This window comes from Streptomyces sp. NPDC102437 (genome assembly GCF_044765565.1).
GTDB lineage: Bacteria > Actinomycetota > Actinomycetes > Streptomycetales > Streptomycetaceae > Streptomyces.
Window position 1 is genome coordinate 15033 of sequence record NZ_JBIWKI010000018.1, and the last position, 16425, is coordinate 31457.

At 71.0% G+C, this 16425-nt stretch carries 15 protein-coding genes and 1 pseudogene; 12 read left to right on the forward strand and 4 right to left on the reverse strand.

The window, feature by feature from the left end:
* Nucleotides 1-66: 66 nt before the first annotated feature.
* Nucleotides 67-606 carry an NADAR family protein gene (locus ACIRJP_RS22960; RefSeq protein WP_404177150.1) on the forward strand — a complete coding sequence of 180 codons (540 nt, stop codon included), beginning with the start codon at nucleotides 67-69 and terminating at the stop codon, nucleotides 604-606.
* 136 nt (nucleotides 607-742) lie between these two features.
* On the opposite strand, the gene ACIRJP_RS22965 is transcribed toward ACIRJP_RS22960, so the two are convergent.
* Nucleotides 743-1471 (reverse strand): DUF4190 domain-containing protein, encoded by a 729-nt coding sequence (locus tag ACIRJP_RS22965; protein ID WP_404177153.1) that lies wholly within the window; start codon nucleotides 1469-1471, stop codon nucleotides 743-745.
* 49 nt (nucleotides 1472-1520) lie between these two features.
* Here ACIRJP_RS22965 and ACIRJP_RS22970 point away from each other — a divergent pair, with 49 nt between their 5' ends.
* From ACIRJP_RS22970 to ACIRJP_RS22995, 6 genes and pseudogenes are all read left to right on the forward strand, one after another.
* Complete coding sequence (locus ACIRJP_RS22970; RefSeq protein WP_404177461.1) at nucleotides 1521-2639, forward strand: adenosine deaminase; 1119 nt, start codon at nucleotides 1521-1523, stop codon at nucleotides 2637-2639.
* A gap of 22 nt (nucleotides 2640-2661) precedes the next feature.
* Nucleotides 2662-3366, forward strand: a complete 705-nt coding sequence (locus tag ACIRJP_RS22975; RefSeq protein ID WP_404177156.1) for a glycerophosphodiester phosphodiesterase — start codon at nucleotides 2662-2664, stop codon at nucleotides 3364-3366.
* Between the two features lie 141 nt (nucleotides 3367-3507).
* A pseudogene (locus ACIRJP_RS22980) lies at nucleotides 3508-4309 on the forward strand (SAM-dependent methyltransferase).
* A 13-nt stretch (nucleotides 4310-4322) separates the two neighbouring features.
* Nucleotides 4323-5576 (forward strand): sensor histidine kinase, encoded by a 1254-nt coding sequence (locus ACIRJP_RS22985; protein ID WP_404177159.1) that lies wholly within the window; start codon nucleotides 4323-4325, stop codon nucleotides 5574-5576.
* Complete coding sequence (locus ACIRJP_RS22990) at nucleotides 5573-6238, forward strand: response regulator (RefSeq protein ID WP_388591351.1); 666 nt, start codon at nucleotides 5573-5575, stop codon at nucleotides 6236-6238. Before ACIRJP_RS22985 ends, ACIRJP_RS22990 begins: the two co-directional genes overlap by 4 nt.
* A gap of 199 nt (nucleotides 6239-6437) precedes the next feature.
* Nucleotides 6438-7634 (forward strand): serine hydrolase domain-containing protein, encoded by a 1197-nt coding sequence (locus ACIRJP_RS22995; protein WP_404177162.1) that lies wholly within the window; start codon nucleotides 6438-6440, stop codon nucleotides 7632-7634.
* Between the two features lies 1 nt (nucleotide 7635).
* Here ACIRJP_RS22995 and ACIRJP_RS23000 read toward each other — a convergent pair whose 3' ends face one another.
* The 3 genes from ACIRJP_RS23000 to ACIRJP_RS23010 all read right to left on the reverse strand — a co-directional run bounded on the left by ACIRJP_RS23000 (nucleotide 7636) and on the right by ACIRJP_RS23010 (nucleotide 11038).
* Complete coding sequence (locus ACIRJP_RS23000; RefSeq protein WP_404177165.1) at nucleotides 7636-8181, reverse strand: hypothetical protein; 546 nt, start codon at nucleotides 8179-8181, stop codon at nucleotides 7636-7638.
* 63 nt (nucleotides 8182-8244) lie between these two features.
* Nucleotides 8245-9408, reverse strand: a complete 1164-nt coding sequence (locus tag ACIRJP_RS23005) for a PotD/PotF family extracellular solute-binding protein (RefSeq protein WP_404177464.1) — start codon at nucleotides 9406-9408, stop codon at nucleotides 8245-8247.
* 190 nt (nucleotides 9409-9598) lie between these two features.
* The gene (locus ACIRJP_RS23010) at nucleotides 9599-11038 is read right to left on the reverse strand and encodes a gamma-aminobutyraldehyde dehydrogenase (protein WP_404177168.1); all 1440 of its coding nucleotides are present in this window, start codon (nucleotides 11036-11038) and stop codon (nucleotides 9599-9601) included.
* Nucleotides 11039-11201: 163 nt separating this feature from the next.
* Here ACIRJP_RS23010 and ACIRJP_RS23015 point away from each other — a divergent pair, with 163 nt between their 5' ends.
* From ACIRJP_RS23015 to ACIRJP_RS23035, 5 genes are all read left to right on the forward strand, one after another.
* Nucleotides 11202-11708: an Lrp/AsnC family transcriptional regulator gene (locus ACIRJP_RS23015; protein WP_404177171.1), complete on the forward strand. Its 507-nt coding sequence runs from the start codon at nucleotides 11202-11204 to the stop codon at nucleotides 11706-11708.
* Nucleotides 11693-13072 (forward strand): aspartate aminotransferase family protein, encoded by a 1380-nt coding sequence (locus tag ACIRJP_RS23020; protein ID WP_266729411.1) that lies wholly within the window; start codon nucleotides 11693-11695, stop codon nucleotides 13070-13072. Before ACIRJP_RS23015 ends, ACIRJP_RS23020 begins: the two co-directional genes overlap by 16 nt.
* A 279-nt stretch (nucleotides 13073-13351) precedes the next feature.
* Nucleotides 13352-14089 (forward strand): ABC transporter ATP-binding protein, encoded by a 738-nt coding sequence (locus ACIRJP_RS23025; protein WP_404177174.1) that lies wholly within the window; start codon nucleotides 13352-13354, stop codon nucleotides 14087-14089.
* Nucleotides 14071-15249, forward strand: a complete 1179-nt coding sequence (locus ACIRJP_RS23030) for a hypothetical protein (protein WP_404177177.1) — start codon at nucleotides 14071-14073, stop codon at nucleotides 15247-15249. The genes ACIRJP_RS23025 and ACIRJP_RS23030 overlap by 19 nt, the downstream gene beginning before the upstream one ends.
* 54 nt (nucleotides 15250-15303) lie before the next feature.
* Nucleotides 15304-16425, forward strand: a complete 1122-nt coding sequence (locus ACIRJP_RS23035) for an LOG family protein (RefSeq protein WP_404177180.1) — start codon at nucleotides 15304-15306, stop codon at nucleotides 16423-16425.

The following is a 16425-nucleotide window of genomic DNA, read 5'->3' on the forward strand; positions in this document are numbered from 1 at the left end:
CGTCGGTACAGAAATCCCCGTACGGATTGTCAGTGGCGAATGCCACACTCGCATGTCATGGAACACATGGACGATCTCCTTTCGCGGGCCGCGCGCGGCGAGAAGGTGAAGTACCTGCACTTCTGGGGGCACCGCCCCCGGCCCGACGGCCGGATCGGTACGAGCTGCCTCAGTCAGTGGTGGCCGTCGCGTTTCACGGTCGACGGTGTGACCTACGCGTCGGCCGAGCACTGGATGATGGCCGGCAAGGCGCGGCTGTTCGGCGATGCGGAGTCGGAGGCCGCGGCGGTGGCGGCGAAGAGCCCGGCGATGGCGAAGAAGGTGGGCCGGCTGGTCCGCGGTTTCGACGACGCGGTGTGGGAGCGCGAGCGGTACGGGCTGGTGGTGGCCGGCAGTGTGCACAAGTTCGGCGGCGATCCGGAGCTGCGGGAGTTCCTGCTGAACACCGGGGACCGGGTGCTGGTCGAGGCGAGCCCGATGGACCGGATCTGGGGCATAGGCCTGGCGGCGGACGACCTGCGGGTGGCGAATCCGGCGAGCTGGCGCGGGCTGAATCTGCTGGGGTTCGCGCTGATGGACGCGCGGGCGGAGCTGCGCGCTTCATGAGGCCCGCCGGACACCCGCCGGACACTTGGCGGGCGGTTTCCGGGACGGCGGTGTGCGCGGTGGCCCGGCGGCCGAAAGCCCGATGGCCCGGCTGCGGGAGCCGGGCCATCGGGAGCGGGAATGACTGCGGTACCGGCTAGCGGGCGACCTCGAGGACCAGCGACGTGGAGTACGGGTCGTCGTTGGAGGTGCTCTCTTCGAAATCTTCGCCGTGGGCGACGAACACCCAGATGAAGAAGCTGATGATCGCGACGCCGAAGACGATGCCGATGGACCCCATGATGATCCCGGCGAGCGCCTGACCACTGTTGGTCGCCTCACCGCGCTGCACCCGCTTGCGGCCGAGGATGCCGAAGATCAGGGCCAGTGCGCCCAGGACCAGGCTGGGTATCCCGTAGATGCAGAACAAGCAGACGGCCAGGATGCCGAGCACCATGGCCGCGGTACCCATGCCGTTGGAGGGCGGCGGACCGCCCCAGGGCGCCTGGTTGTACCCGGGGTACCCCGGGTAGCCGCCGTACTGCGGGACGGGCGGTGCGGCCGGGTAGCCGTACTGGCCCGCGGCCGGCGGGACCGGCTGGCCCGGTCCGTTCGGTCCGACCGGCGGCGGCGGAACCTCACCGGGGCCGGAGCCGAAGCCGGGCACCGGCCCGGTCTGCGCCGGCGAACCGAATCCCGGCGGTGTCGAATCGGCGGGTGCGGGGCCGTCCCCGGCGCCCGGCATCGAGGCGACCGTGGGCTGGTTGTGCACAGCGGGCGGGCGGGGATCGCCGGCCGGCTTCTCCAGCGGCACCTTGCTGTCCGGCGGAGCCCACGGATCGCGCGGCGCGGCCCCACCCTCTGGCTGCTCTGTGTTGTCTGACATGGGCCTCCCCCATCGTGGTCCGGTCATGCTACGGCCCCGCCGCGCACCGATGGGCCCGGCCTACGATGATCCCCGTCCTCTGCCCGGCCGACCGTGCCCGGCACCCGTTCCGTTCCACGCCCCGGAGAGTTCGATGACCGATCTGCATCCCTTCATCGCAGGGCTGCCCAAGGCCGAGCTGCATGTCCACCACGTCGGGTCCGCCTCTCCGCGTATCGTCGCCGAGCTGGCCGCGCATCACCCCGACTCCAAGGTCCCCACCGACCCGGAGGCGCTCGCCGACTACTTCACCTTCACGGACTTCAGGCACTTCATCGAGGTGTACCTCTCCGTCGTGGACCTGATCCGCACCCCGGAGGACGTCCGCCTGCTGACCTTCGAGGTCGCCCGCGACATGGCGCGGCAGAACATCCGTTACGCGGAACTCACGGTGACCCCGTTCTCCTCGACCCGGCGCGGCATCCCGGAGCAGGCGTTCATGGAGGCGATAGAGGACGCCCGCAAGGCCGCCGAGGCCGAGCTGGGTGTCGTGCTGCGCTGGTGCTTCGACATTCCCGGCGAGGCCGGGCTCGAATCGGCCGAGGAGACCGCCCGGCTCGCCGTGGACCTGCGGCCCGAGGGGTTGGTCTCGTTCGGTCTCGGCGGTCCGGAGATCGGTGTGGAGCGCCCGCAGTTCAAGCCCTACTTCGACCGGGCGATCGCCGCGGGCCTGCACTCGGTGCCGCACGCCGGGGAGACCACCGGCCCGCAGACCGTCTGGGACGCACTGATCCACCTGCGCGCCGAGCGCATCGGCCACGGCACCAGCTCGGTCCAGGACCCGAAGCTGCTGGCCCACCTCGCCGAGCACCGCATCCCGCTGGAGGTCTGCCCGACCTCGAACATCGCGACCCGCGCGGTGGCGGACATCGAGCAGCACCCGGTCAGGGAGATGGTGGACGCGGGCGTCCTGGTCACCATCAACAGCGACGACCCGCCGATGTTCGGCACCGACCTCAACAACGAGTACGCGGTGGCCGCCCGCCTCCTCGGTCTGGACGAGCGGGGGCTCGCGTCGCTGGCGAAGAACGCCGTCGAGGCGTCGTACCTCGACGCGGCCGGCAAGCGGAAGCTGGGAGCCGAGATCGACACGTACACGGCCAACTGGCTGGGGCGCGCGGGCCGGTGATCCAGGTGGCCACAATGGCCCCATGGTCACCTCAGTCACCGCCGTGGCCCACCGCGGCGATCCCTACCGTGTCCGCGAGAACACGCTGCCCTCGATCCGCTCAGCGCTCGGACGAGGGGCGGACGCGGTCGAGATCGATGTACGGCTCACCCGGGACGGCGTTCCGGTCCTGCTGCACGACGCCACGCTGAAGCGGCTGTGGGGCCACGACGTGCGGCTCGACCGGCTGACCTACGCGGAGCTCACCGAGCTGACCCGGGGCGGTGTGCCCACCTTGCGCGAGGCGCTGCTCACCGCCGGGGCGCACCGCGTCATGGTCGATCTGCCGGGCTCGACGGACGGCTCAGTGTCGAGGATCGTCGGTGTCGTGCGCGAGTGCGGGGCCGGTGAGCGGGCGTACTACTGCGCGGGGGCCGTGGCGATGCTCCGGGTCCGGGCCGCCGACCCGGGCGCCGAGATCGCCCTGACCTGGACGAGTCCGGCGCCGCCGCGCGCCGCGCTGCTCGACGCGGTGCGGCCCCGCTGGCTGAACTACCGGTTCGGGCTGGTGGACCCGGAACTGACCGGGCGGCTGCACCGGGACGGGCTGCTGGTCTCCGCCTGGACGGCCGACACCAGACGGACCATGCGCCGCCTCGTCCGGCACGGCATCGACTCGATCACCACCAACCGGGTCGACGTCCTGCACGATGTCCTCGCCAACTCCCGGGCGGGCCAATGCGGTTGACCGGTCGGGCATCATGGACCCACCGGCCCGCTCCCGTCGACGTCCGGCGCATGGCCTCGCCACACCTCCCGTCGACCGGTCCGGCATCATGGGCCCGCCCCGTCGTCCGTGATGCGGGCCCGGCGCAGGAGGAGCAGCGACATGACCGATCCCCGCACCACCCCCGTCCCCGACCGCATCCGTTCCGACGTCGCCCACAACGCGCGGGTCTGGAACCACTGGCTCGGCGGCACGGACAACCACCCCCGTGGACCGCGCGGTCGGCGACCGGGTCACGGCCATGTATCCGAGCATCGGCGAAGTGGCGCGCGCCGACCGGGCGTTCCTGGAGCGGGCGGTCCGCTATCTGGCCGGTGAGGCGGGGATCAGGCAGTTCCTGGACATCGGCACCGGCCTGCCGAGCGCCGGCAACACCCACGAGGTCGCCCGGCACACCGCGCCCGACTGCCGCGTCGTGTATGTCGACAACGATCCGACGGTGCTGCCGCTCGCCCGGACGCTGCTCGCCGGATCGCCGCAGGGCGCGACCGAGTACGTCGACGCGGACGCGCGCGACCCGGAGCGGATCCTGCGCGCGGCGCAGCCGACGCTCGACCTGGGGCGGCCGGTCGCGGTCATGCTCCTGGGCATTCTGAACTTCGTGCTCGACACGGACGAGGCGCGGCGCATCGTCCGCACGCTGATGGACGCGCTGCCCTCGGGCAGCCATCTGGTGCTCACCCATCCCACTCTGGAGCTGGGCGGCGAGGGCAACGAGGCGGCGATGCGGTTCTGGAACGAGAACGCCACCCCGCCGATCACCGCCCGCACCCGCGCCGAGTTCGCCGCGTTCCTGACCGGGCTCGACCTCGTGGACCCGGGCGTCGTGTCGTGCGCGCACTGGCGCGGCGAGCCCGGTGCGGCACAGGTCGCGCAGTTCGGCGCGGTTGCGCAAAAGCCCTGAGGGCGCCGGTCCGATGCGCATACGGGACATCACCGCGAGAGTGCCGGGACTCTCCCCGGGGGCCGGCCCCCTCGGCACGGACCTGCTCATCGTTCTTCTGGTCCAGGCCGCCATGACCATGCCGTTCGTCGTGCCGCGTGCCCCGGAGCTGCCGGAGGCGACGTGGACGTCGTACGGGCTGACCACCCTGATGGTGCTGCCGCTGCTGGCCCGCCGCCGGGCGCCGGTGGCGGTCCTCATCGCGGTGCTGGCCGCCGGCGCCCTGTACACATTCACCGTGGACGGGCCGGGTCAGCCGCTCCCGTACACCGGTCTCGTGGCGTTCTACACGGTGGCCGAGCTCTCCTCGCCGCCGAAGCGGATCGGGATCGCGGCGCTCACGGTGGCGGCGGTGCTGTTCTCGGTCGGACTCGACGGCGAGGACATGAGGGAGCTGCTCTTCTCCCTGTTCGTGTTCGCGGCGGCCTACGCCTTCGGCCGGTTCACGGTGACGCGCAGGGCCTATCTGCGCGCGGTGGAGGACCGGGCCCGTCAGCTGGAGCTGACGCACCGGATCGAGGCCGAACAGGCGGCGGCCCGCGAACGGGCCCGGATCGCCCGGGAGATGCACGACATCCTGTCCCATGCGGTGAGCCTGATGATCGTGCAGGCGGAGGCGGGACCGGTGGCGGTCCGCACGGCGCCGGAGCGTGCCGAGGCGGCCTTCGACGCGATCTCGGAGGCAGGCCGGGACGCGATGGCGCAGCTGCGCCGGATGCTCGGCGTACTGCGCGAGAACGAGGGCGCTCCAAACGCGCCGCGGGAGCCGCAGCCCTCGCTGGCCGGACTGCCGGAGCTCGTGGAGCGGGTGCGCGGCAGCGGTCCGGCGGTCTCGTACGAGGTCACGGGCAGCCCCGGCTCACTGGACCTGGCGGTCGAGGCGACCGTCTACCGGATCGTGCAGGAGGCGCTGACGAACGTGGTCAGGCACGCGGACGCGAGCACGGTCGGTGTCCGGCTGGAGCACGGACGCGACGCGCTGACGCTCACCGTCACCGACGACGGACGGGGCCCCGGGGGCGGTGCGGGGCTGGGGCTGATCGGCATCCGGGAGCGGGCCGCCGCGCACGGCGGCACGGCCGGTACCGGCCCCGGTCCGGGCGGGCGGGGGTTCCGGGTCCGGGTGACGATCCCGCGGGCCCGGCCGGAGACAGAGGCACGGGCAGAGGCGGAGACAGGGGTGGAGACGAAGGTGGAGAGGAAACAGGGGACAGAGGTGGGAAGTTGACGATCCGTGTGGTGGTGGCAGACGACCAGGAGCTGGTACGCAGCGGCTTCGCGATGATCCTGGACGCGCAGCCGGACATCGAGGTGGTGGCCGAGGCGGGCGACGGCCGGGCGGCGGTCGAAGCGGTACGCCGTCTGGCGCCCGACGTGGCGCTGCTCGACATTCGGATGCCCGGCACGGACGGCATCGAGGCCTGCCGCGCCATCAGCGCCGGGACCGGCTGCCGGACGGTCATGCTGACCACCTTCGACTCCGACGAGTACGTCTACGAGGCCCTGCACGCGGGCGCGAGCGGTTTCCTGCTCAAGGACGTCCGCCGCGACGACCTGGTGCACGCGGTACGGGTGGTGGCGGCCGGGGACTCGTTGCTGGCTCCTTCGGTGGCGCGCCGGCTGATCGCCGAGTACACCTCGCGCCCGCCGGCCGCGGCCGTGGCACCGTCGGCGCGCCTGGACGTACTGACCGCCCGGGAGCGCGAGACGCTGCTGCACCTGGCCCGCGGGCTGTCGAACGCGGAGATCGCGGCGGCGCTGGTCGTCAGCGAGCACACGGTGAAGACCCATGTCGGCAATGTGCTGTCCAAGCTGGGGCTGCGCGACCGGATCCAGGCGGTGATCTGCGCTTACGAGTGCGGGGTCGTGACTCCCTCTCCGGAATCGTGACCCCTTCTCCAGCTCCGGTCGTGACGCTGCCCCCAGTCGTGGCTCCCTCTCCGGGGGGAGGTCCGGCATTCGGCTCCCCCGCGCAGGGGAGCCCGTCTCCCCCTGGCAAACCCCCGGGCGGGGGATCCGCCCGGGGGCGCCGATCAACAGGATGGAGTCCGTGAGCAGTTGAGGATTCCACGCCCAGGAGGCACCCGTCATGAACGTCCGCATGTCCAGCACCGTCCTCGCAGCCGCGCTCGTCCTCGGCATCGCCGCGGGCCCAGCCTCACCGGCCCTGGCGGCCGGTACCGACGCCTCGGCGGCCGCAGGGCACTGGGCGCAGAGGGCTCCTGTCGCAGAGGCTCCGGACGCCGAGGCGCTGCAGGCCGCCATCGCCGGGCTCCCGAAGGACGACGCCACGGCCGCGCTGGTGCGCGTCTCGGGCTCGGGGGGCGACTGGCGGGGCAGCTCCGGCGTCCACGACCTGGCCTCCGGACGGCCGGCGGACCCGGACGGCCGCTTCCGGGCCGGTTCGGTGACCAAGATCTTCACAGCGGCCGTCGTGCTTCAGCTGGCCGAGGAGGGCAGGGTCGGCCTGGACCGCCCGGTCCGGCTCTATCTGCCGGATCTGATCCCGGCGGCGTACGAGGACGTCACGGTGCGCCAGCTGCTGAACCACACGAGCGGCATCCCGTCCGTCGGCTCCGGTGGCGACCTGGACGACTGGTACGCGCACCGCTTCGACCTGCACGACCCGGAGCGGACCGTGCGCGAAGCCACCTCCCTGGAGCCGGACTTCGTGCCCGGCGCCCAGCAGCACTACGCCAACATCGGCTACACCGTGGCGGGCCTGCTGATCGAGCGGGTCACGGGCGACACGTACGGCTCGCAGGTCTCCCGACGCGTCCTGGAGCCCCTGCACCTGAAGGACACGTACTTCCCCGGCACCGACCCGGCGATCCGCGGACCGCACAACCACGGCTACCAGCTCTTCGGCACGGGCGAGCTGCGCGATGCGACGGTGTGGGGGGCGACGGACGCCTGGGCGGCGGGCGACCTGATCTCGACCACCGCCGACCTGGAGCGTTTCACCCGGGCGCTGTTCGGCGGGCGGGTGGTGCGCGGTCCACTGCTCCAGGAGATGTTCACGCTGCCCGACGCCTCGGTGCGTGAGTACGGCACGGGCAAGCCCGCCGCGTACAGCGCGGGTCTCTCGGTGATGCGGCTGGGCGGACGCGAGGTCTGGGGCAAGACAGGTGGCCGCTGGGGCTACAACACCGTCGTCGCGGCCACCCGTGATCTCTCCCGGACCCTCGTCTACAGCGTCAACTCGACGGACGCGAAGGGGGACAGCATGAACACCACGGCGATGAACATAGTCGTGGCCGCCTTCGGTGCCCCGTCGGCCGGGTGACTCAGAGAGCCTGAGCGGTCGTCGCGGCGGGCTCCCGCCGCGGTGTCCCCTCCAGGGCCTCCAGCCGCTTGATCATGCGGCGCACCACGAGCAGCGGGATCACCCCGAAGACGCCGAACGACATGTCGATGACCGACCACCAGAAGGGGATGCCTCGGATGGGTCCGCAGATCAGCGCGAGCGGGATGATCCCGGCACAGGCGATCATGCCGAACTCGATGACCCAGATGTTGCGGACCGGGTCGCGGTAGGGGCCGTAGAAGGCGACCGCGATGACCAGGTGCGCGAAGGCCAGCCAGTCGGTGCCGTACAGCACGAAGGGGTACTTCGCGTCGGCCTCGTCGAGGCCGGTGCGGACCTTGGGGATCCACTCCATCAGTGCCGGGAAGTGCTCCGGAACGGGAGAGGCCGAGGACCTCAGCAGGTCCTCGGCCCAGTGGAGTTCATGGACGAGCGGAAAGGCGGTCAGCCCGCTCAGTACCAGACAGACGATAAAGACGGCCAACCACACGCGTATGCGCCTCAGCAGGGCTCTTTGCTCGCTCATGTCCGCAGCGTACGCCCGTGTTTACCGGCCTCCTACGCCACCCCTGGTACGGCTGGGTACGGCTCACAGGCCGACGATGGAGTTCCATTTCTTCGCGAACCCGGTGCGTTCCTCGGAGGTGATGTCGCGGGCGATCGCGAGCCGCTTGCGCATCGCGTCGTCGGGGAATATCAGCGGATCCCCGGCGAGCTCGGCGGTCTCCTTGTCCTTCGCGGAGGCCAGCACGTCGCGGGCGGCCGGGACGGGGCAGACGTAGTTGACCCAGGCGGCCAGCTCGGCGGCGACCTCCGGCTCGTAGTAGTAGTCGATAAGACGCTCCGCGTTGCGCTTGTGGCGCGCGAGGTTGGGGATCATCAGTGACTCCGCCCAGAGCTCGGCGCCCTCCTCGGGGACCACGAACTCGATCTCCGGGTTGTCCGCCTGGAGCTGGATGACGTCGCCGGAGTAGGCCTGGCAGGCGAGCACGTCGCCGGTCGACAAGTCCTTGATGTAGTCGTTACCGGTGAAGCGGCGGATGTGCCGCTTCTTCACCAGCTTCTCGACCTGGTCGCACACCCGGTAGAAGTCGTCCGGCTGCCAGCGGGTGATGTCGACGCCGTTGCCCTGCATCAGCAGGGCCATGGACTCGTCGAGCCCGGACATCAGTGTCACCTTGCCACGCAGGTCGTCCGCCCACAGATCGCTCAGGTGCTTGATCTCGCGGCCGAGCTTCTTGCGGTTGTACGCGATGCCGGTGATCCCGGACTGCCAGGGGACGCTGTGCATCCGGCCCTTGTCGAAGGCGGGCGAACGCAGTTGCGGGTCCAGGTACTTGGCGACGTTCGGCTGCTTCGCCCGGTCCATCTCCTGCACCCAGCCCAGCCGCACGAACCGGGCGGACATCCAGTCGCTGATGACGATCAGGTCCCGGCCGGTCTCCTGGTGGTTCATCAGCGCCGGGCTGATCTTCCCGAAGAACTCGTCGTTGTCGTTGATCTCCTCGGTGTACGTGACGGAGATCCCGGTCCGCCTCGTGAACGCGTCGAGAGTGGGCCGCTTCGACTCGTTCTCGTCGTCGGTGTCGATGTAGAGGGGCCAGTTGGCGAAGTGCAGGGTGTGATCGTTCGCCGAGGTGTCGCGTCCGGCGCGGTCGCCGGGTTCCACATAGGCGGCGGGCACTCCGCAGCCGGCCAGCGTGACACCGGCGGCCGTGGCTCCGAAGGCGCGCAGCAGGGACCGGCGGGGCATGGGGTTCTTCGGGGTTGCTCGCACCTGCGCAGGATGCCGGTCGGCCGGCGGCGCGGGCAATGGACCAACCGTCCAGCGCCACCCGCTCCGTCCGCACACCCTGTCGATGCGGGCGCAACGGTACGGTCCCGGGGAACGGGAACGGCCCCGGGCGGGCGCCCGGGGCCGTGACCTGCCTGCTGACGGAATATCAGTCGTCGAGCGAGGTCATGACGTGCTTGATGCGGGTGTAGTCCTCGAAACCGTACGCCGAGAGGTCCTTGCCGTAGCCGGACTTCTTGAAGCCTCCGTGCGGCATCTCGGCGACGAGCGGGATGTGGGTGTTGATCCACACGCAGCCGAAGTCGAGGTTCTTGGACATCCGCATGGCGCGGGCGTGGTCCTTGGTCCACACCGAGGAGGCCAGGGCGTACTCGACGCCGTTGGCGTACTCCACGGCCTGGGCCTCGTCGGTGAACTTCTGGACGGTGATGACCGGGCCGAAGACCTCGTTCTGGATGATCTCGTCGTCCTGCTCGAGGCCGGAGACTACGGTCGGGGCGTAGAAGTAGCCCTTGTCGCCGACCCGGTGGCCGCCCGCCTCGACCTTGGCGTGGGCGGGGAGCCGCTCGATGAAGCCGCTGACCTGCTTCAGCTGGTTGGCGTTGTTGAGCGGGCCGTAGAGCACGTCCTCGGCGTCCGGCTGCCCCGTCTTGGTGTCGGCGGCGGCCTTGGCGAGCGCGGTGACGAACTCGTCGTGGATGGACTCGTGGACCAGGACGCGGGTCGCGGCCGTGCAGTCCTGACCGGCGTTGAAGTAACCCGCGACGGAGATACCTTCGACGGCCTTGGCGATGTCGGTGTCCTCGAACACGACGACCGGTGCCTTGCCGCCGAGCTCCAGATGGACCCGCTTGACGTCCTTGGAGGCGGACTCGGCGACCTGCATGCCGGCCCGTACCGAGCCGGTGATGGAGGCCATCGCCGGGGTCGGGTGCTCGACCATCGCGCGGCCGGTGTCCCGGTCGCCGCAGATGACGTTGAAGACACCCTTGGGCAGGATCTGGCCGATGATCTCGGCGATGAGCACGGTCGACGCCGGGGTGGTGTCGGACGGCTTGATGACGACGGTGTTGCCCGCGGCGAGCGCCGGGGCGAACTTCCAGACGGCCATCATCATCGGGTAGTTCCACGGCGCGACCTGCGCGCAGACGCCGACCGGCTCACGCCGGACGATGGAGGTCAGACCCTCCATGTACTCGCCGGCCGATCGGCCTTCGAGCAGCCGGGCCGCACCCGCGAAGAAGCGGATCTGGTCCACCATCGGCGGGACCTCTTCGGTACGGGTCAGTTCGAGCGGCTTGCCCGTGTTCTCCGACTCGGCGGCGATGAGGTCCTCGGCGCGCTCCTCGAAGGCGTCCGCGATCTTCAGCAGGGCCTTCTGGCGCTCGGCGGGCGTGGCGTCGCGCCAGGCGGGGAAAGCGGCCGCGGCGGCGTCCATCGCGGCATCGACATCGGCCTGCCCGGAGAGCGGCGAGGTCGCGTAGACCTCTTCCGTCACCGGGTTGATCACATCGATGGTCCGCCCGTCAGCGGCGTCCCGGAATTCTCCGTTGATGTAGTTGCGCAGACGGCGCACCTCGGTGGTCACAACCACCCCTCCTGTCGACACGTCCAATGGGTGAGATGCCCAGGGTAGTCGCTCGGGTGTCGCTTTCGACATGCCCAACCGCCGCGAACTTCGGATTCAGTTAGATCCGAACCCTCAAACAACGAATTTCATCGATCCGGGCTTGCCAGACCGACGAGTCCCGGTGCACAGTGGATCCGTGGCCAGTCGCAGCGCAGACTCCAGGACCGGGAACGGATCGTCACCAACGGTCGATGCCGTCTCCCTCGCAATCATCGAGCAGCTCCAGGAGGACGGACGCCGTCCGTACGCCGCGATCGGCAAGGCCGTCGGCCTCTCCGAGGCGGCCGTGCGACAGCGAGTCCAGAAGCTGCTCGATCAGGGCGTGATGCAGATCGTCGCCGTCACCGATCCCCTCACCGTGGGGTTCCGGCGGCAGGCGATGGTCGGCATCAATGTCGAGGGAGACCTCGATCCCGTCGCCGAAGCGCTGTCGGCCATGGCCGAGTGCGAGTACGTGGTGATGACCGCGGGCTCCTTCGACCTGATGGTGGAGATCGTCTGCGAGGACGACGACCACCTGCTGGAAACGATCAACAAACGCATCCGGGCCCTCCCCGGTGTGCGCTCCACCGAGAGCTTCGTGTACCTGAAGCTCAAGAAGCAGACCTATATGTGGGGAACCCGATAGCCGTGAGCAAGGACCTCAGCCAAACCGCGTACGACCACCTGTGGATGCACTTCACCCGCATGTCGGACTACGAGAACGCGCCCGTTCCCACCATCGTGCGTGGCGAGGGCACCTACATCTTCGACGACCAGGGCAAGCGTTACCTGGACGGCCTGTCCGGCCTGTTCGTGGTCAACGCCGGTCACGGCCGTCACGAGCTCGCCGAGGCCGCGTACAAGCAGGCCCAGGAGCTGGCCTTCTTCCCGGTGTGGTCCTACGCCCACCCCAAGGCCGTCGAGCTGGCCGAGCGCCTCGCCGACTACGCCCCGGGCGACCTCAACAAGGTCTTCTTCACCACCGGTGGCGGCGAGGCCGTCGAGACCGCCTGGAAGCTGGCCAAGCAGTACTTCAAGCTCCAGGGCAAGCCGACCAAGTACAAGGTCATCTCGCGTGCGGTCGCCTACCACGGCACCCCGCAGGGCGCCCTGTCCATCACCGGCCTGCCGGCCCTGAAGGCCCCCTTCGAGCCGCTGGTGCCCGGCGCGCACAAGGTGCCGAACACCAACATCTACCGCGCCCCGATCCACGGCGACGACCCCGAGGCCTTCGGCCGCTGGGCCGCCGACCAGATCGAGCAGGAGATCCTCTTCGAGGGCCCGGACACCGTCGCCGCGGTCTTCCTGGAGCCGGTGCAGAACGCCGGTGGCTGCTTCCCGCCGCCGCCCGGATACTTCCAGCGTGTCCGCGAGATCTGCGACAAGTACGACGTGCTGCTCGTCTCCGACGAGGTCATCTGCGCCTTCGGCCGTCTCGGCACGATGTTCGCCTGCGACAAGTTCGGCTACGTGCCGGACATGATCACCTGCGCCAAGGGCATGACCTCGGGCTACTCCCCGATCGGTGCCTGCATCGTCTCGGACCGCGTCGCCGCGCCGTTCTACGAGGGTGACAACACCTTCCTGCACGGTTACACCTTCGGTGGCCACCCGGTCTCCGCGGCGGTCGGCCTCGCCAACCTCGACATCTTCGAGCGCGAGGGCCTCAACCAGCACGTCCTGGACAACGAGAACGCGTTCTTCACGACGCTGCAGAAGCTGCTCGACCTGCCGATCGTCGGCGACGTCCGCGGCAACGGCTTCTTCTACGGCATCGAGCTGGTGAAGGACAAGGCCACCAAGGAGACCTTCACCGACGAGGAGACCGAGCGCGTCCTGTACGGCTTCCTCTCCAAGGCGCTGTACGACAACGGCCTGTACTGCCGGGCCGACGACCGCGGCGACCCGGTCGTCCAGCTCGCGCCGCCGCTGGTCTCCGACCAGTCGACGTTCGACGAGATCGAGGGCATCCTGCGCACCGTCCTCACGGAGGCATGGACCAAGCTCTGACCGGCATGACGACCGGCGGCCCGACCACGGATCGGCCGCCGGTCGGACCGCCCCGTCGCTTGACCATCGCTTGACCACTGTTCGACCGGCTTCCAGCCGTCATCCTCATACGGTCCACACGGCCCGGATGCGCCCATTCGAGTGGGAAGGGGCGCACCCGGGCCGTGTGCTGTGCGCTCACCGCGGTTCGAATCCTTACGGTGCCGAGTGACCGATCGCCCCCGACTTCGTTCCCCCGTACGGGGGACGGGAATTACGATCTGAACCGAGGTGTACGCCATGGTGGCCCCGCCGGACAACGACGTGATCTGGGCGCGCTCCCTGCAACATTCCCACAACGGCTCACCCGCGCTCGGCGGCGTATCCCTGGGAGTCCATGACGGCGAGATCCTCGCCGTGACCGGCCCCCGGGGCTGCGGCAAGACGACCCTGCTGCACTGCCTGTCCGGTCAGCTGGTGCCCGAGCAGGGCGAGGTGTGGTTCAACAGCGTCCCCATCCACACCATGGGCCCCCGGCTGCGCGAGCGGCTGCGCCGAGACCGGTTCGGCTGGATCGCCCCCGAGCCCCAGCTGGTGCCCGAGCTGAACACTTGGGAGAACACCGCTCTCCCGCTGCTGCTGCGCGGCACCTCGCACCGGGAGGCGAAGAAGGCCGCCCTGGAGTGGCTGGAGCGGCTCGACATCGGCGCCTGCGCCAGGCAGCGGCCGCACACCCTGCTCCAGGGGCAGCGCCAGCGGATCGCCGTGGCCCGCGCCCTGGCGGCCGCCCCCACGGTGATCTTCGCCGACGAACCCACCGCGACCCTGCACCGCAGCGACCGGACGCATGTGTTGCGCACCCTCACCAGCGCTGCCCGTTCGCACGGGATCACGATCGTGCTCGCCACCCACGACGCGGAGATCGCCGCCCTCGCCGACCGTACGGTCCCGCTGCTGGACGGCCGTCGCGTCGCCACCGTCGCCCTGCCCGCCGGGTCCGATACGGAAGGCCGCGCGGCGTGCTCGCTCTCCGTCTAGCCCGGGGTTCCCATCCGCTGGTCCTGCTGAGGCGGCTGCTGGTCGCCGCCGCCTCCGCCGGTGTCGGCTTCCTGCTGCTGTGCGCCCTGGGCTACGCCTCGGCGCACCCGGCGCACTCCACCGGCGCCGTGCTGCGCCTGCTGTGGTGCTTCGTGCCGCTCGCCGCCACCGTGCAGTTCGCGGTCGCGGTGGCACGTACCGACCCCAGCACCCGGCCGCGCTCCGGGCTGTCCGCCGTGGGCCTCGGGCCGGTCCGGCTCGCGGTGCTCGCCGCGGCCTCCACCGCCGTCTCCTGCACCCTCGGGTCGATGGTGGCGCTGCTGTTCTACCTGCATCTGCGCGGTGATCTGTCCGGGCTGCCGTTCGACGGCGCCGCGGCCGGACTGCTCGACGCCGAGACCCCGCTGCCGCCGGCTGCCGCGCTGGTGCTGCTGGCCCTGGTCCCGGTGGCCGCGGCGACGGCGAGCGCGCTCGCGCTGCGCGCCGAGCCGGTGGTCGCGGCCGCCCCGGACGACTCGGAGGTCCTGACGGAGCCGGAGGCCCCCGGTCCGGCGGCGCCTCCCACTGGGCTGCCATGGGGAGTGGCGCTTACCGCGGCGGGCCTCGCCGTCGAGGCGTACATGAGCCGGGGCGACGTCCGCAGCCTGCTCCCGCTGCCCGGCGGGCTCGACGCCACCCCGACGGGGGTGCTGGTGGGGTGGACGCTGACGGCGGCCGGTCTGGCCATGGCGGGCCCGGGGCTGGCGTATCTGTGCGGGCGGCTGCTGCAGGCGGCGCGCCCCGGCGCCGTCCGGCTGCTGGCCGGCCGGGTGCTGATGGACGAGTCGCGCCGGATCGGCCGGCCGCTCGGGGTGGTCTGCGCGGTGCTCGCCGCGGCGGTCGCCGCCTACGCTCTCTACGGGACGAAGCCCCACCCCCTCGGCCCGCTGACGGTCCTTGGCGCGGTGCTCGTGCTCGGCTGCACGACGGCGACGCTGATGACCTCGGCACTGGAGGCGCGGCAGGCGCGCGCACAGACGGCGCGGGCGCTGCTGCGGCTCGGCGCCCCGGTATCGGCACTGCGGGCCGCGACGGCCCTGCGCGCCGCCGCCCTGCTGATCGTCTTCGCCCCGCTGACCTGGCTTATCGCCGAGCTGGCAGCACTGCCGCTGACGGCCTGAGCACGCGCGCCGCGGACCACACCCCGCACCCCGGCCGCTACGTAGCATGACAACGTGGACAATCCGGACGATCTCACTCCCCCGCCGCCCGGCCCCGAGATCGGGTCGCTCGCCGAATTCGACGAGGCGGTCGCCTCGGGGTCACTGGCCGGGCACCGGGTGCAGTCGGTCGACCTGACGGACCGCGGCGCCGCCCTGCTGGCCACCGACACGGCGGGCGCCGTCTTCCTCGGCTGCAGGATGGAGCCCGGGGCGACGGCGAAGGTACGGGCCGACGGCGCGTTCGTCTTCCCGCCGGTGCCCGGACTCCCCTTCGATCCGTACCGCGGCCTGCTCTACACCCCCGACGCGCTCTACGAGGGGCTGTCGGACGGCGGCTACGCGGCCACACCGGACGCCCGCGCGTACCGCTGGTTCCAGCGGACCCGGGCGAACGGCGACACCCTCGCGTCGATGCTGCGGGCGCTGCACGACGACGCGGTCTCCGACGCGCTGGACGAGTTCCTGACCGGCGCCCGCGTGGTCGGGGTGATGGGCGGCCACGCGACGGCCCGCGGCAGCGCCCCGTACGCGGCCGCGGCCCGGCTGGGCCGGACCCTGGCCCGAGGCGGTCTGACCGTGGCCACCGGCGGCGGGCCCGGCGCGATGGAGGCCGCGAACCTCGGGGCGTACACGGCGCCGCACCCCGATCCCGTACTGAACGAGGCCTGCGCGCTGCTGGCCACGGCCCCCTCGTTCACCCCGTCGGTCACCGACTGGGCACTGGCCGCCTTCGGCGTCCGGCGGCGCTGGCCGGGCGGCGGCGGTTCCGTCTCGATCCCGACCTGGTTCTACGGGCACGAGCCTCCGAACCCGTTCGCGGACCGCATCGCCAAGTACTTCGCCAACGCACTGCGCGAGGACGGACTGCTCACCCGCTCCACGGCAGGCGTGATCTTCCTGCCCGGAGCGGCCGGCACCGTACAGGAGATCTTCGACAACGCGACGCCGAACTACTACGGCTCGCTCGGCGGACCGACCCCGATGGTGCTGGTGGGCCGCGCCCACTGGACACGCGCCCTGCCCACGTGGCCGCTGCTGCGCGCGCTGGCCGCCGGCCGGGCGATGGAGTCCCTGATCGTGCTCGTGGACACGGTGGACGAGGCCCCCGAGGCACTCGCCCGGCTGTACGCGTAG

What these genes read in the sequence shown, in the direction of transcription:
- ACIRJP_RS22960 (WP_404177150.1), top strand. Translation starts at nt 67, where the DNA reads ATGGACGATCTCCTTTCGCGGGCCGCGCGCGGCGAGAAGGTGAAGTAC.
- ACIRJP_RS22965 (WP_404177153.1), bottom strand. Translation starts at nt 1,471, where the DNA reads ATGTCAGACAACACAGAGCAGCCAGAGGGTGGGGCCGCGCCGCGCGAT.
- ACIRJP_RS22970 (WP_404177461.1), top strand. Translation starts at nt 1,521, where the DNA reads ATGGGCCCGGCCTACGATGATCCCCGTCCTCTGCCCGGCCGACCGTGC.
- ACIRJP_RS22975 (WP_404177156.1), top strand. Translation starts at nt 2,662, where the DNA reads ATGGTCACCTCAGTCACCGCCGTGGCCCACCGCGGCGATCCCTACCGT.
- ACIRJP_RS22985 (WP_404177159.1), top strand. Translation starts at nt 4,323, where the DNA reads ATGCGCATACGGGACATCACCGCGAGAGTGCCGGGACTCTCCCCGGGG.
- ACIRJP_RS22995 (WP_404177162.1), top strand. Translation starts at nt 6,438, where the DNA reads ATGAACGTCCGCATGTCCAGCACCGTCCTCGCAGCCGCGCTCGTCCTC.
- ACIRJP_RS23000 (WP_404177165.1), bottom strand. Translation starts at nt 8,181, where the DNA reads ATGAGCGAGCAAAGAGCCCTGCTGAGGCGCATACGCGTGTGGTTGGCC.
- ACIRJP_RS23005 (WP_404177464.1), bottom strand. Translation starts at nt 9,408, where the DNA reads ATGCCCCGCCGGTCCCTGCTGCGCGCCTTCGGAGCCACGGCCGCCGGT.
- ACIRJP_RS23025 (WP_404177174.1), top strand. Translation starts at nt 13,352, where the DNA reads ATGGTGGCCCCGCCGGACAACGACGTGATCTGGGCGCGCTCCCTGCAA.